This window comes from Rhodococcus sp. RCBS9, assembly GCF_029457415.1.
Classification (GTDB): domain Bacteria; phylum Actinomycetota; class Actinomycetes; order Mycobacteriales; family Mycobacteriaceae; genus Rhodococcus_F; species Rhodococcus_F qingshengii.
Genome location: NZ_CP120422.1, coordinates 1,601,797 through 1,616,234, shown reverse-complemented (window position 1 = coordinate 1,616,234; position 14,438 = coordinate 1,601,797). Strand labels below are relative to the sequence as shown.

General features: G+C 63.0%; 14 protein-coding genes. 7 read left to right on the top strand and 7 right to left on the bottom strand.

Annotation, left to right across the window (positions count from 1 at the left end; all coding sequences use genetic code 11):
- The first annotated feature begins 304 nt into the window (after window positions 1-304).
- A complete protein-coding gene (locus P0M12_RS07675; RefSeq protein ID WP_064687742.1) occupies window positions 305-1,900 on the top strand; it encodes an acyl-CoA synthetase in 1,596 nt (531 codons plus the stop codon).
- Between the two features lie 56 nt (window positions 1,901-1,956).
- On the opposite strand, the gene P0M12_RS07670 is transcribed toward P0M12_RS07675, so the two are convergent.
- The 3 genes from P0M12_RS07670 to P0M12_RS07660 form a co-directional block, all read right to left on the bottom strand.
- Complete coding sequence (locus P0M12_RS07670) at window positions 1,957-3,204, bottom strand: Nramp family divalent metal transporter (RefSeq protein ID WP_020909201.1); 1,248 nt, start codon at window positions 3,202-3,204, stop codon at window positions 1,957-1,959.
- Window positions 3,205-3,333: 129 nt separating this feature from the next.
- Window positions 3,334-3,825 (bottom strand): nuclear transport factor 2 family protein, encoded by a 492-nt coding sequence (locus P0M12_RS07665; protein ID WP_003939809.1) that lies wholly within the window; start codon window positions 3,823-3,825, stop codon window positions 3,334-3,336.
- A gap of 32 nt (window positions 3,826-3,857) precedes the next feature.
- Window positions 3,858-4,733, bottom strand: coding sequence for a TIGR03619 family F420-dependent LLM class oxidoreductase (locus P0M12_RS07660; RefSeq protein WP_003940045.1), 876 nt, complete (start codon window positions 4,731-4,733; stop codon window positions 3,858-3,860).
- Between the two features lie 138 nt (window positions 4,734-4,871).
- Between P0M12_RS07660 and P0M12_RS07655 the strand changes: the two genes are divergently transcribed.
- The 4 genes from P0M12_RS07655 to bphC all read left to right on the top strand — a co-directional run bounded on the left by P0M12_RS07655 (window position 4,872) and on the right by bphC (window position 9,032).
- Window positions 4,872-5,780 (top strand): IclR family transcriptional regulator, encoded by a 909-nt coding sequence (locus P0M12_RS07655; RefSeq protein WP_007729442.1) that lies wholly within the window; start codon window positions 4,872-4,874, stop codon window positions 5,778-5,780.
- Between the two features lie 76 nt (window positions 5,781-5,856).
- Window positions 5,857-6,726: an alpha/beta fold hydrolase gene (locus tag P0M12_RS07650; RefSeq protein ID WP_003940235.1), complete on the top strand. Its 870-nt coding sequence runs from the start codon at window positions 5,857-5,859 to the stop codon at window positions 6,724-6,726.
- Window positions 6,727-6,897: 171 nt separating this feature from the next.
- On the top strand, window positions 6,898-8,076 hold the full coding sequence (locus P0M12_RS07645) for an acyl-CoA dehydrogenase family protein (protein WP_003940250.1): 1,179 nt from the start codon (window positions 6,898-6,900) through the stop codon (window positions 8,074-8,076).
- Between the two features lie 35 nt (window positions 8,077-8,111).
- A complete protein-coding gene (bphC, locus tag P0M12_RS07640) occupies window positions 8,112-9,032 on the top strand; it encodes a biphenyl-2,3-diol 1,2-dioxygenase (RefSeq protein WP_042924009.1) in 921 nt (306 codons plus the stop codon).
- 64 nt (window positions 9,033-9,096) lie between these two features.
- Here bphC and P0M12_RS07635 read toward each other — a convergent pair whose 3' ends face one another.
- The 3 genes from P0M12_RS07635 to P0M12_RS07625 all read right to left on the bottom strand — a co-directional run bounded on the left by P0M12_RS07635 (window position 9,097) and on the right by P0M12_RS07625 (window position 11,966).
- The gene (locus P0M12_RS07635; RefSeq protein WP_231782561.1) at window positions 9,097-10,410 is read right to left on the bottom strand and encodes a bifunctional o-acetylhomoserine/o-acetylserine sulfhydrylase; all 1,314 of its coding nucleotides are present in this window, start codon (window positions 10,408-10,410) and stop codon (window positions 9,097-9,099) included.
- Window positions 10,411-10,447: 37 nt separating this feature from the next.
- Window positions 10,448-10,963 (bottom strand): OsmC family protein, encoded by a 516-nt coding sequence (locus tag P0M12_RS07630; RefSeq protein ID WP_050656844.1) that lies wholly within the window; start codon window positions 10,961-10,963, stop codon window positions 10,448-10,450.
- A gap of 241 nt (window positions 10,964-11,204) precedes the next feature.
- On the bottom strand, window positions 11,205-11,966 hold the full coding sequence (locus P0M12_RS07625) for an enoyl-CoA hydratase-related protein (protein WP_231782560.1): 762 nt from the start codon (window positions 11,964-11,966) through the stop codon (window positions 11,205-11,207).
- Between the two features lie 117 nt (window positions 11,967-12,083).
- On the opposite strand from P0M12_RS07625, the gene P0M12_RS07620 reads away from it, so the two are divergent.
- Window positions 12,084-12,677 (top strand): TetR/AcrR family transcriptional regulator, encoded by a 594-nt coding sequence (locus tag P0M12_RS07620; RefSeq protein ID WP_003940428.1) that lies wholly within the window; start codon window positions 12,084-12,086, stop codon window positions 12,675-12,677.
- Here the strand turns inward: P0M12_RS07620 and P0M12_RS07615 are convergent, their stop codons facing one another.
- Entirely contained in the window at window positions 12,678-13,280 is a 603-nt protein-coding gene (locus tag P0M12_RS07615; RefSeq protein WP_231783576.1) for a TetR/AcrR family transcriptional regulator, read from the bottom strand. It abuts the gene before it with no gap.
- Window positions 13,281-13,623: 343 nt separating this feature from the next.
- Here P0M12_RS07615 and P0M12_RS07610 point away from each other — a divergent pair, with 343 nt between their 5' ends.
- Window positions 13,624-14,427, top strand: a complete 804-nt coding sequence (locus P0M12_RS07610) for an SDR family oxidoreductase (RefSeq protein WP_007732778.1) — start codon at window positions 13,624-13,626, stop codon at window positions 14,425-14,427.
- Window positions 14,428-14,438: the final 11 nt, after the last annotated feature.

Sequence of the window (14,438 nt, the reverse complement as noted above, 5' to 3'; positions counted from 1 at the left end):
GTCGAGAGTTCGGTAGTCGTTCCGAAAAAATCATTCGAGCGAAATCAGAATTAGTTCTAGTTTTGAACAGAAGTTTGGCCGACTGAGGAGGAGTCTCACTCAGCGGGAGCGGTGATCTGGGTCACGAGCGCTGCATGCCACCTTGGGGCGACGCGGCGATCCCACCGCGTACGCGTTTGCGTCACCACCGATCCGCTCAGTTCTCGGCCGCATTCGTCGGCTCCAGGGTCGGATAGTTCCCACCGAAAACGCAGTACGGTCGGCCCCGAATTCACCGGGCCGGACATCAAGGAAGGCACCAGCAGTGTCACTGAATTTGGCAGATCTGTACGAGGGCATCTCGGATCTGATTCCGGACCGCACGGCGCTCGTGTGCGATGGTCGTCGTCGCACCTACGTCGAGCTGGACGAGGGCTCGAATCGCATCGCCCGCCACCTGGCGAGCGTCGGTGTCGGGCCCGGCGATCACGTTGCTCTGCACATGCGCAACAGCATCGAGTTCGTCGAGAGTTTGCTCGGCTGCCTCAAGATTCGTGCGGTCCCGATCAACGTCAACTATCGCTACGTCGACGCCGAACTGACCTATCTGTACAACGATTCGCAGTCGGTGGCACTGATCGTGGACGAGGAGTTCGTTTCCGTCGTGGAGACGGTTCTCCCGGCCGCGCCCGGCATCAAGCACGTCGTTGTCGTCGGCGAGTCAGCCGTCCGCGATATCGAAGGCGTCGACGTCGTTCGATTTGCCGACGCTGCCGCGGAGCAGGCCGCCACTCGTGACTTCGCGCCCCGCAGCAACGACGACCTCTTCGTCATCTACACCGGCGGCACGACAGGGATGCCCAAGGGCGTCATGTGGCGTCATGAAGACTTCTACTTCGCGGCGCTCACCGGCGGAAATCCGTTCGGTCCGCCGCACACGACCGCTGAGGCTCTGTTCGCCGCGGTGCCGAACGTCCCCGCGATGAACATGCTCAGTACCGCACCCCTGATGCACGGTGCGGCGTCGTACTCGCTGTTCACCGGATTCTTCATGGGCGCCAACGCAATTCTCATGGCGCGGTTCGACGCGAAGACGACGCTCCAGCTCGCCGGAAGTGAGAAGGCCGTCTCCATCACCGTCGTCGGAGACGCGATGGCACGTCCGCTCGCAGACGAATTGGCAGCAAACGCAGCAGATTACGACCTCAGCACGGTCGGAATGGTCTCGTCCGGCGGAGCCTTGTTCTCGCTCTCACTGCGGGAGCAGCTCAAGTCGATGCTTCCGAACCTGGTGATCCGCGACGGATTCGGCTCCTCGGAGTCGGGCGTCGACGGCAATCTGGAGATCGGTCAAGACGGCCTGATGCGCATCGCCGCTCGCGACGAGACCCGCGTCGTGGACGAAAGGATGCGGCCGCTGGAGCCGGGATCGCCCGAGACCGGTTACATCGCTCGCAGTGGTCACGTGCCGGTCGGCTACTTCAATGATCCGGTCAAGACCGCGGCTACGTTCCCGGTGATCGACGGGGTGCGGATGTCGGTGCTCGGCGACGTCGGACGCGTGGAAGCCGACGGCTCGATCGTCCTGCTGGGGCGTGGTTCTCAGTGCATCAACACCGGCGGGGAGAAGGTGTATCCGGAAGAGGTCGAGCAGGCGCTCAAGAGTCACCCGGCGGTGCTCGACGCTTTGGTCGCGGGAATTCCGGATGCAAAGTTCGGTGAGCGCGTCGCTGCGGTCATCACGACCCGCGAAGGCTTCGACGTCCCGGACGCTGCCGAGATCGGTGAGCATTGCGCGTCGCAGGTCGCTCGGTACAAAGTGCCGCGCACCGTCATGAATGTTCCGTCGATCAGGCGTTCTCCCAGCGGAAAGGCCGACTATCGCTGGGCCAAGGCCACTCTCGCCGAGCAAGTCTCCTAGTCCGGCCGGAGCCGTCCAGCGCGTTTGTGAGGGACGCGTTGGGTGGCTCCGGTGCTCTAGCCTGTCACCGTCAGAACCAGCAGAGCGACGTTGAGTGCAACGATCAAGCCCGCCGCAATCCACGCCGCGACGGTCGTGAGCGGGGCATTGCGCGCGTCGCCCATGAGTTCGGGGTCCGAGGTCATTCGCACCAGCGGGATGATCGCGAAGGGGATGCACAGGCTCAAGACCACTTGGCTGAGCACGAGCGCCAGCGTCGGGTCAACGCCGAGTCCGAGCACGATCAGTGCCGGGATGAGCGTGACGATCCGGCGTGTGATCACCGGAATCCGAATGGCCAGAAGACCATGCATGATCTCGGCGCCGGCCGCGCATCCCACGGAGGTCGACGCGAGTCCGGAGGCGAGGAGGCCGATCGCGAACACCACGGCTACGCCCGGGCCGAGCGAATTCTCGATCGCGGCATGCGCACCGTCGATGGTGTCGGTGCCGGGTACTCCGCGCAGCGCCGAAGCGGCCAGCAGCAGCATGCCGATGTTCACGCCACCGGCGATGATCAACGCGACAACGACATCCCAACGGGTGACTTTGAGTAATCGCTGCAACCGTGGGCCGGGTTTGATGTGGCCGTGGCGATCACGTGCCAATGCGGAGTGAAGGTAGATCGCGTGCGGCATGACCGTTGCTCCGAGCATGCTGGCGGCGAGCAGTACGGTCTCGGTTCCTTCGAAGCGGGGGACCAGTCCGGCGACGGCCTCGCTGCCGGAGACGTCGGTGAAGGCGAGCCCGGTCAGGAAGCCGATGGTGATGATGGCCAGCAATCCCATGACCACGAACTCGAAAGTGCGCTGTCCGCGCCGACTTTGGATCGTCAGGATGACCATCGACACGCATCCGGTGATCAGTCCGCCGAGGAAGAGCGGGATGTTGAAGAGCAGGTTGAGTGCGATGGCGCCGCCGATGACTTCGGCGACGTCGGTCGCGATCGCCATCATCTCGGCCTGGAGCCAGAACGCGCGGCGGTTGTTCTTACGCAGGCGCTGACCCAGCATTTCGGGCAGGGATCTGCCGGAGACGAGACCGAGTTTCGCGGACAGATACTGCACGAGGACGGCCATCGCGTTGGCGAGTACGAGTACCCAGATGAGGAGGTAGCCGTACTTGGCGCCGGCGGTGAGGTTGGCGGCGACGTTGCCCGGATCGACGTACGCGATTGCCGCGACGAACGCCGGACCGAGCAGGGCGATGGATCTCCCCGTGGGTCGTCGGCGCGGAGTCGTCGGCTCTTGCGTACTGGTGCTCATCGGTCTCCTGGTCACACGTACTCGGACCTGTTGGTTCGAATAAGTGAACTATAGAGTTCGGGGAGCCGAACTTTCAACAGCTGTGCGCGGTTACCGACCGCAGAGGGTCCCTAACCGCGCACAGGCCGGTTAGGCCGTCACGCCGGCAGCCAGGAGAGCGCGAGCCTCGGGTCGGCCGTCGAGGAGGGCGTTGGTACGCAGTTCGACCTTCCACTCGCCGTCCGTCTTGATCAGTTCCCAACGGTTTGCGGTGATGCGGAGGACCTTGAATCCCGTCGGGTTCTCGGGATCTTTGATGACCAACTGCGAATGGCAGGTCGCGACGGCCTTGTTGCCGTCGATGCGGATGTGGGCGGGTGTCATCATGTGGGCCGCGCCGTTCATGATCCAGTTCTGGTGTGAGGCGCTGTGAACCATCGCGCGCAGTTCGCCGCGGCCGTGCATCGCACCGGTATCGACGTCGTAGACGCCGTCCTCGAGCCACAGGTTCGCGACCTCGTCGGCTGATCCGCTGTCGACGGCAGGGCTGTATGTGGTCAGCAGTTCGGTGATCGCGAGCTTGTCCTCGAGCAATTCCACTCGGGCGAGCAGGGATTCGATCAGGGCGGTCGAGTCGGTCATCGGTACGTCCTTTGCATTGAATTGTCGGGGAATCAGGAAGTGGTGAAAGAAAAGCCCTCGGCGAGGGCGATTCGGTGAAGTTCTTCGAGTTGTTCGCAGTAGTGCTCGACGCTTCGAGCGCCGACCGAGCAGCTGGCGATGGTCGCCCCGGCGTCACGGACGCGAGTCAAGGCGCGAAGGGTGGATTCGCGATTGCCGAGAGGATCGAGCGGCGCACCGGCGGGAAGCACCACGTCGAATCCGTCGGGGAGCGTCGTGGCATCGAGCATTTCCTTCAGTTCGGAGAATCGCAGCCCGAACGGCACCCACCCGTCGCCGTGTGTGGTGGCCCGGCGCAGCGATCTCTTGGTCCGGCCGCCGATCCACAGCGGCACCCGTTTCTGGACGGCGTGGGGTTCGACGACAAATCCGGAGTAGTCGTAGAACTCGCCGTGATACTCCGGAGTCGGCGTCGACAGTGATGCCCGAAGTGCGGCCAAGGCATCGTCAGCGCGCGCTCCTCGGTCGGCAAATGGAGCATTTATGAGATCGAATTCTTGTTTCAGAGTCCCCACCCCGAGGCCGAGTATCAGGCGTCCATTGCTGACGCGATCAAGCGTTCCGTAACGCTTGGCGATCTCGAGGGGGTGGTGGTAGCCCAACACCAGCACCTGGGTCGCCAGCAGGATTCGTGATGTACGCGCGGCGAGAAAACCAAGGGTGGCGAGCGGATCCCAGTAGGTTCCGCCGCGCTCGGCGGCAATCTCCTCGGGGACCGCCACGTGTTCACTGCAGGTCAGATGATGGAAACCGAGTCGATCCGCCGTGGCGGCCACTGTGGCGATCTCGCCGATGTCAGCACTTGCCTCCCACTCCGAGCGCGTGCTCGGGTGCTGAATCAGGACCGGTGTGACGATTCCCAGGTGCATCGGGCGTTTATAGCGTCCCCACTCGCCCGGTGGCAGGTGAATTACCGCTGATCGGGATCGAAAAGATCGATTCACTTTCCAGAAACTGTGACCTGGGTTATAGTCGGTAGAATCAATTCCAGTTTTCGGGAGGCGTCCATGACCATTGTTGACATGAACGACACACTGTCCACCGTCCAGACTGCCGGTGGGCAACCCAAGAAGGATCTGCCGCCGTCGATGGTCGAGCGGATGACACTGATTCTCGACGCCTTCGACGGCCGCGCCGCGCGGCTGACGCTGGAAGAGGTCGCGTGCCGTACTCAGTTGCCGCGCTCCACGGTCCACCGCATTCTCGATCAGCTGGTCAAGCTGGACTGGGTCGATCACGCATCGTTCGGCTACTGCCTCGGGCGTCGCGCGCTCGGCCTCGGTGGTGGCGACGGCGGCCACAGCCAGATCCGCGAAGCCGCTGCACCGCTTCTGCACGAACTGCACCTGCAGACCGGCATGGTCGTTCACCTGTCGGTGCTCGACGGACGCGAGAGCGTCTATCTCGACAAGGTCGGCGGACGATTCGCCGCGGCGCTCCCGTCCCGCGTCGGCGGCAGAGTGCTCGCTCATTCGACGGCTGGTGGCAAGGCGATGCTGGCGTGGATCGACCCTGAGCGCGTCGACGCTCTGTTCGGGGCTTCTCTTCCCCGCTGTACCGAGAACACGATCACCGACGTCGCTGTGCTCCACCAGGAACTGAACCGCATCCGTCAGCGTCGGGGACTGGCCTTCGAACGCGGGGAGTCGGCGCGTGGAGTCGCTTGTGTGGCTTCGGCAATTCGCGGACACGAGGGTCCCGTCGGCAGCATCGCGTTGTGTGGTGACATGCGGACCGCTCAGCTCGAGCGAGTTGCTCCGCTGGTCGTCGACGCGGCTCGCGAGGTCTCGCGGACGCTGTACCCCGAACTGGGTGCTCCTCGCCGCGGCCGCAAAACGCCTCCCGTTCCGACCAATACGTTCTCGGCGGAGACGATGGATCGCCTGCTGGCAGCGTCGTCCGACCACTGGATCTGACGTATTTTGATCGACTTGTCTCGCTGATCGGGACGAGTCATAGCAGCTCAGCGGTACTGATGGCACCGTTCGGACCATGACGACTGAACTGAGCTACGAGGGAACTCTGAAGGAACTGCAGACCGATCTCGGTGTGCTCCGGTACCACGAAGCCGGCGACGGCCCGCCGCTCCTGCTGCTGCACGGATCGGGCCCCGGCGTCACCGGTTGGCGTAACTACCGCGGCGTTCTCGCGGACTTCGCGAAGCACTTCCACTGCTACGTTCTCGAGTTTCCCGGATTCGGCGTCAGCGATCCCGGCCCCGACCATCCGATGATGATGGCGCAGGCGTCGGTCGGGATGTTCCTCGACGGCCTCGGCCTCGGCCCGGTCCACATGATCGGTAACTCCATGGGCGGCATCGTCGCCACCAAGGTCGCGATCGACGAGCCGCACCGGGTGAGCAAGCTCGTCACCATCGGCGGCATGGGAAAGAACACCTTCTCGCCAGGCCCCGGTGAAGGCATCAAACTCCTCATGGAGTTCACCGACAACCCCACCCGCGAAGCTCTGGTCCGCTGGTTGCATTCGATGGTCTTCGACCGCGCCGTCGTCACCGAGCAGCTCATCGAAGAGCGTTGGGCCCTGGCCACCGAGCCGACGACGCTCGAGATCGCCCGTCGTATGTACAGCAGCAAGGCCATGGCCGCCATGGGCGCGGCTGCCGCTGCGTCGACCGCCGTGCCGTACTGGGCACAGCTGAACAAGATCAAGGCGCCGACGCTGTTGACCTGGGGACGCGATGACCGCGTCAGCCCCGTGGACATGGCGATTCTGCCGATGCGCGACATCCCCAACGGCGAAGTTCACATCTTCCCCAACTGCGGACACTGGACGATGATCGAAGCTCGCGACGCCTGGGTCGCGTCCGTTCTGGCATTTCTGACGCGTCCAGAAGGCAAGTAAGGCCCGTGCGCCTTTTTGGTAGCCCCCACTACCAAAAAGGCGCACAGGGGTGCTCCCACTCACCGGGAAGCGTTTCTGCACTTCGGTGGGCTACCTGCCACCGTTTCACCAACAGATTTTCATTCTGCCCAGGCACTCGCCGGGTAGCGAAACCAGAAAGCCGGAAAAATCATGGGTCAGGTTCTGGACAACATCTCACAGTTCGCCGACGAGATCCGCGCCGACGGAGTCGAGGGCGACAAGCTGATGCGCTTGACGGACGGCAGCGCGAAGCGCTTGCGCGACTCCGGCGTCATCCGGATGTTCCAGCCGAAGGAGTTCGGTGGCCTCGAGGCGCATCCGCGTGAATTCGCCGAGACGGCAATGGCTATCGGCGCGATGGACGGTGCCACGGGCTGGGTCAGCGGCATCGTCGGTGTTCATCCGTGGGAGCTTGCGTTCTTCGACCGCAAGGCTCAGGAAGAGGTGTGGGGAACCGATCCCGATACGTGGATGGCGTCGCCGTATGCGCCGATGGGCGTGGCGAGGCCGGTCGAGGGTGGGTACATCCTCAACGGTCGTTGGTCGTTCTCCTCCGGTACCGATCATTGTGACTGGATCATGATCGGCGCGATGGTCGGTGACGAGTCCGGCAAGCCGTTGATGCCGCCGAAGCACCTGCACGTACTGCTGCCGCGCTCCGATTACGACATCGACCAGGACAGCTGGAATGTCGTGGGCCTGCGCGGAACCGGGTCGAAGGATCTGATCGTCAAGGACGCATTCCTGCCGACTTACCGCACGATCGACGCCGGAAAGGTGTACGACGGGACGGCGTGGAAGGAAGCGGGCCGTACGGAGACGTTGTACAAGTTCCCGTTCTCGTGCATTTTCCCGTTGGGGATCACCTCGTCGTTGATCGGTATCGCCGAGGGTGCGTTGGCGTGCAACATGGCGGCGCAGCGTGAGCGTGTGACGGTCAGTGGTGTTCCGATCAAGGAAGATCCGTACGTGCTGTTCGCGATCGGTGAGGCGGCGGCCGAGATCGCTGCTTCTCGGGCTGCGATCTTGGAGACGGTGGATCGTTTCTGGGACATGACGGAGAAGGGGCAGGAAGTTTCGTTCGAGCTTCGTGCGATCGGTCGCCGTACGCAGACTGCTGCTGCGTGGCGGGCGGTGCGTGCGGTGGACGAGATCTTTGCTCGTTCCGGTGGTGGGGCTTTGCAGTTGAACACGCCGATGCAGCGGTTCTGGCGTGACGCTCATGCCGGTCTCGCGCACGCGATCCACGTACCTGGCTCCATCTTCCATGCGTCGACGCTCTCGCAGCTCGGTGGCGAACCGCAGGGTATCCACCGCTCGATGATCTAGTCCCACAAATACTTTCGAAGCAAGGACGGTTAGGCATGACTGAAATTCGGGGCCTGGGGTATCTCAGGATCCAAACGCAGGACGTGGCTCGCTGGCGCGAGCTCGTGGTCGACGGACTCGGCCTCGCGGTCGGTAGTGGCCCGGAAGCCGACGGCCTCTACTTGCGCCTGGACGAGCGTCGTGCGCGACTGATCGTCCTGCCCGGTGAGACGGACAAGGCTCTCGCAGTGGGCTGGGAAGTGCGAGATCAGTTCGCGCTCCAGCGTGTTCGTGAAGCAGTGGAGAAGGCCGGAGTCGAGGTCGAGGTTCTTTCCGAGGTCGACGCCAGCTACCGCGATGCCGAGCAGGTCATCGCATTCGGCGATCCCAACGGCAACCGAGTCGAGGTCTTCTTCGGACCGGTACTCGACCACAGCCCGTTGGTCACCCCGCACGGCGGCCGTTTCGTCACCGGCGATCAGGGCCTCGGCCATGTGGTGCTTCCGGTTACGCGTTTCGACGAGGCATACACCTTCTACACCGAGGTGCTCGGATTCCTCCCGCGCGGTTCCATCCGTCTCGGCGGTATCGATGCGCCGCCGCCGGCTCGCCGCGTTCGCTTCATGGGTGTCAACCAGCGCCACCACAGCCTGGCGTTGTGCCCGGCGCCGCCGGTTGACGAGCCCGGTCTCGTGCACCTGATGATGGAAGCCGAGACTCTCGACGCCGTCGGTCAGGCTCTCGATCGTGTTGCCAAGCTCGGCTTCTCGATCTCCTCGACGTTGGGTCGCCACACGAACGACAAGATGGTGTCGTTCTACGTGCGCGCACCGGGTGGATGGGATCTGGAGTTCGGTTGCGAAGGCATGCTTGTTGACGAAGCCTTCTACACCGCTGAGGAAATCACGGCCGACAGCTACTGGGGCCATGACTGGTCCGAGAGTGAACCGCTGGCCGCGTTCACTCCCAAGAGCTAGCTCTTACGCAACGAAAAAGCTCGGTCCCAATGCATATCGGGGCCGAGCTTTTTCGTGCGATAGATCAGGAAGCTGCTGCGGCCAAACCGGTTTCGAGGTCGGCGAGAATGTCGTCGATCCCTTCGATGCCGACCGCAAGGCGGACGAGCCCCGGGGTGACGCCCGAAGCGAACTGCTCCTCGGGGGTGAGCTGCGAGTGCGTCGTCGACGCGGGGTGGATGACGAGTGAGCGAACGTCACCGATGTTGGCGACGTGGCTGTGCAACGTCAGTGCGTTGACGAACTTCTTGCCTGCGTCGACTCCACCGGCGAGCTCGAACGCGACGATGGCGCCGGTTCCCTTGGGCGCCAGCTGCTTTCCGCGCTCGTGCCAGGGCGAGGATTCCAGTCCGGCGTACGCGACCGACGTGACTTCGGCGCGGCCCTCGAGGAATTTCGCGACCTTCTGGGCGTTGGACACGTGGCGCTCGATGCGCAGGCTCAGTGTCTCGATACCCTGCGAGATGAGGAAGGCGTTGAACGGTGCGATGGCCGAGCCGAGGTCGCGCAGAAGCTGAACGCGTGCCTTGAGGGCGTAGGCGGGTGCGCCGAGATCGGCGAAGGTGACGCCGTGGTAGCTGGGGTCGGGGGTCGTGAAGTTGGTGTGGCGTCCCTGGGTCCAGTCGAAGGTGCCACCGTCGACGATGACGCCGGCGATCGCGGTGCCGTGTCCGCCAAGGTATTTGGTGGCGGAGTGGACGACGATGTCGGCGCCGTGCTTCAGCGGCTGAATGAGGTACGGAGTTGCGACCGTGTTGTCCACGATCAGCGGGATGCCGTGCTCATGGGCGACTGCGCTGATGCCGGGGATGTCGAACACGTCGTTCTTGGGGTTGGAGATGGTTTCGCCGTAGAACGCCTTGGTGTTCGGACGGATTGCCTCACGCCAGTGATCGAGGTTGTCCGGGTCCTCGACGAAGTCGACGGTGATACCGAGCTTGGGCAGCGTGTAGTGGAAGAGGTTGTACGTGCCGCCGTACAGGCGAGGGCTTGAGACGATGTGGTCCCCGGCCTCGGCGAGGTTGAGGATCGCGAAGGATTCGGCGGCCTGACCGGACGCAACCAGCAGAGCCGCGACTCCGCCTTCGAGGGCGGCGATGCGCTGCTCGACGGCGTCTTGCGTCGGGTTCATGATGCGGGTGTAGATGTTGCCCGGCTCGGCGAGGCCGAAGAGCGCCGCCGCATGGTCGGTGTTGTCGAAGACGTAGCTGGTGGTCTGGTAGATCGGAAGCGCCCGAGCGTTGGTAGCGCTGTCCGGGCCCTGTCCGGCGTGGACCTGCTTGGTTTCGAACGACCAATCGGCGGTCGGATCGGTATCGACGGGGGTGTTCTCGCTCATGAATTCATACTCCGTGGTGAAGGTGGGTTGGTGCGGGTCAGGCGGTTTCGACGACTGTATGCACTGGGACGGGATTGCGGGTGAGATCGAGTACGGGGCAGTGGGCGTCGACCGTTTCCTGCAGTTCCAGGTAGCGCTCGCGGGGTTCGGGGCCGGTCAGGGTGACGACCACGCGGACCTCGGAGAATCCCGGGCGGACGGCGTCGTCGAAGCCGAAGAATCCACGAACGTCGAGGTCACCTTCTGCCCTGGCCGAGATGTCGTCGAGAGCGATACCGAGTTTGTCCGCCCAGACGCGGTAGGTGACCACCTGGCAGGAGAGCAGGGAAGCAAGGTAGTACTCGACAGGATTGGCTGCGGTGTTCTCGCCGCCGAGGGCCGGTGGCTCGTCGACCTCGACGCTGTACTTACCGAGAGAAATGGTGCTGGCAACGGCGTCGTGCGCCTGGGCGGAAGCCTTGAAGACGACGTGTGCTTTGCTCGCGTCTTTGTCGATGGCGTCGGCGTTGGCTGCTACGACGGAACTCAGGTGTGAGATGGAGGCGGTGGTCATGACAGAAATGTCCCCTGATCTGGGTGTACATACGAGTATCGACGTGAGCGGCGCTCACGTCGTAGGTCCGATCAGTAGATCGGACACCCGGATGTACAGACATGCGCAAAGTCGACATGGCGCCGCCGCGTCAGCAGCGTGCCCGTCTCGTATGCGCCGATTCCCGTCACAGGAGAGACTGTAACCGGTTCATACCCTTTCCGACCAGACGTATAGGAAATCTGTCTCGGATTGTGGTCTGTCATGCGGGCGGCAGTCCGCTCCATCGGGGTGTCCGACGAGTGGCGAAAGCGTCGAGTCCTTCGGCGATGTCCGGAGAGCGCAACACTGCGTCCTTGGCGTCGTCGGTGACCTTCCATCCGTCGGCGTCGGCGTCGGCGTAGAGAGCCTCGATGGCCTTCAGGCTCAGACTCACGGAGGTGGGGGAGGACTCGCAGATCTCCGCTGCCATCACCAGTGCCTCGTCGAGTGCCTTACCAGGGGCAGTGACTGCATTGACGACGCCGAGGTCCTTTGCCCGTTCGGGATTGAGTGTGCGGCCGGTGATCAAGAGTTCACGGGCGACGTTGATCGGAAGCGCGCGAGGAGCCCGAAAGAGTGCGCCGGACGTCGCAACCAGACCGCGTTTGGTTTCGGGAAGGCCGAATTGCGCTGTGGCAGAGGCGACGATCAGATCGCAGGCCAGTGCGATTTCGAAACCGCCACCAAGCGCGTAGCCCTCGACTGCAGCGATCAGGGGCTTGTTCCGCCGGCGCCGAATGACGCCGTACTCACCGCCGCGAGGCATGCGAAGGTCGGCCCGCTCTCGGATATCGGTTCCGGCGCAAAAGATGTTGGGGGTTCCGGTGATGATGCCGACCCACAGATCAGGGTCGTCGTCGAGAAGATTCAGCGCGGCTTCGATTCCCTCGGCAGTCTCACGGTTGATCGCGTTACGGCGTTCTTCGCGTTCGATCCTGACGATGAGAACGCGGTCATGGCGTTCGGTGGAAACAGTCGACATAATTGGACTGTAGTCCACCTATCGGAGGCGGAGGTGCGTCACCTGACGGGACGGACATTGGACACATTCCGGACTGTGGCGAAGACTGTGTTCTGAGGCGGAGAAGGGCAGGTCGACGTGATTTCCAAACGAGAACAGAACAAGCGCGACACCAACGACAGGTTGCTCTCGGCTGCTCGAATTCTGTTCTCGGCGCAGGGTTTCGCCAGCACGACCGTCGACGACATCGCCGAGCGAGCCGAGGTGTCGCGAGCCACCTTCTTCAATTACTTCCAGGGCAAGGACTCGGTTCTCGAGGCGTTGCACAGTGATCATCTCGATCAGCTTGCGGCACTGGTGGATCAGCTCATGGAATCGCCGATGCCGACTTCTGATCGGATCTCCCGGATTTTTCAGGACTTTGCGCAGCAAGCGATCATGCACCCGCGCTATCTGCGCATGGTGACTGCAGAACTCGAGCGCGACTTCGCCTCCTCCGGAGCGGGGGCGGCCCACGATCATCGGTTCCACGTGGAACTTCTCCGGATCGTCACTGCCGGTATCGAAGCCGGCGAAGTGAGATCGGACTACCCGCCGCTCTTTCTCGCACAGATGATCGGTGGTACGTACGGAGCGTTGGTCCGCTTCTGGCGGCAAGACGCCGATTACGACGTGGTCGGAGAATTCGATCGCGGAGCCAGGTACGTCGCGGAAGGCATCGCTGCTCGCTGATCAGGGAGTGGGCACTACCAGAGGCAGCATCTGCTGGACGCTCTCCGAAAGATAGTTTGCGGCAGTCTGATCGCCGGACAGATGGCGCAGCAGGCTCTGCTGGAACAGGCCGTCGAAGATTGCGTACATCGCCGCCGAGGTGACCGATGCCTCTACGTCGAGAAGCTCGGCGTAGCGAGAAACAATGCGCCAGATCATGTTTTGGAGACTCTCGTCGATCGCGGCGACGTCGGCTCGGAACGACTCCTCGAACATCGACTGCGCGCGCAGGTCGTACCAGAGGCGGTGCATCGTGGGTTCTTCGATCATGGTCTCGGCGAGCAGTGCGCCGAAACCGGTTTTCAGTTCCTCCGGTGTCTTCGCGGTGGCGACGATGCCGTCGTAGCGGGTGACGCAGCGTGCCTTGTAGTGGCGCACGCAGTGGGTGATGAGATCGACCTTGTCGCTGAAGTAATAGTGCAGGACGCCGTGGGAGAACTCCGAATTCTGGGCGATTTCGCGCAGGCTCGTGCGTGCGTAGCCCAATTCGGCCAGGGTTTGCAGTGCGGCCTCGGCGAGTTGATCACGTCGCTCGGAGAATTTGTCGACCTGGCGACGCGACACCTTGTCTGCGTTGGACCGCTTGGCGGAGTCGGACCGCTTCGCGGAGTCGGACTGCTGGCCCGGTGAGCTAGGTGCAGCCTTTTTCCCTGCCTCACTAGGCTTCTCGACTGTCGTGGTCACGATGGCACGTCCTGTTCCCTGCGGTTTCCACAGCGGCACGATCACCGCGTCCGAATCAGTGTAACCCCTGGTCTTTGACGAGCGTGTAACAAAATCTTGACAGTCGTCAAGATTTCTCTTGACACTCGTCCAAAGTTGAATACTCTGTGACTCACACCACTTGGCAGCGTCGCTGTGAACGGTGGCATCGCGAGAGTCGTTTCAGTCATGGAGGCAGTCGAAAATGAGCGTGTTTGATCTCGAGGGACGAAAAGCACTGGTCACAGGTGGTGCCAAGGGGCTCGGAGCCGGAATGGCTGAGGCGTTGGCGAAGGCGGGGGCGTCAGTGATGATCGGCGACGTTCTCGAAGACGAGGGTCGTGCCACCGCAGAGGCTGTTGGTTCGGGCGGAGTCAAAACCGGCTTCGTAAAGCTGGACGTCACCGACGATGCCAACTGGGAAGAGGCAGTCGCCGCCACCGCGGAGACCCTCGGCGGCTTCGACATCCTCGTCAACAACGCAGGCATCGAGATTTCCTCGCTGGTGGTCGACCTCGATCCGAACGACATCCGCCGTATGTGTGAGGTCAACATCCTCGGAACAGCGCTCGGAACCAAACACGGACTGCGCAGCATGCGTCCGGGTGGCGTAGCCGGAACCGGCGGTTCCGTCATCAACATCTCTTCAGTGGCCGCAACCATTCCGTTTCCCGGGATCAGTGGATACTCCGCGACCAAGTCCGCGGTCGATCGCTTCACCAGAGTTGCCGCCGCCGAGTCGGGCAAGCTCGGCTACGGAGTCCGCGTCAACTGCATCTACCCGGGTCTTGTCGCCACGGAGATGGGTCTCGGACTCGCGGCGGACATGGAGAAGCTCGGTCTCTGGCCCAGCGCCGAAGCAGCAGTCGGAGACGTCATCGGCCTCACCCCGCTCGGCCGCCTCGGTGAAGTGAACGACATGGCTGACGCCGTTGTGTTCTTGTCCTCCGACGCCGCGCGATTCATCACCGGAATCGGCCTACCGGTCGACGGTGGCATGGGCATGTAACTCGCCCTTCA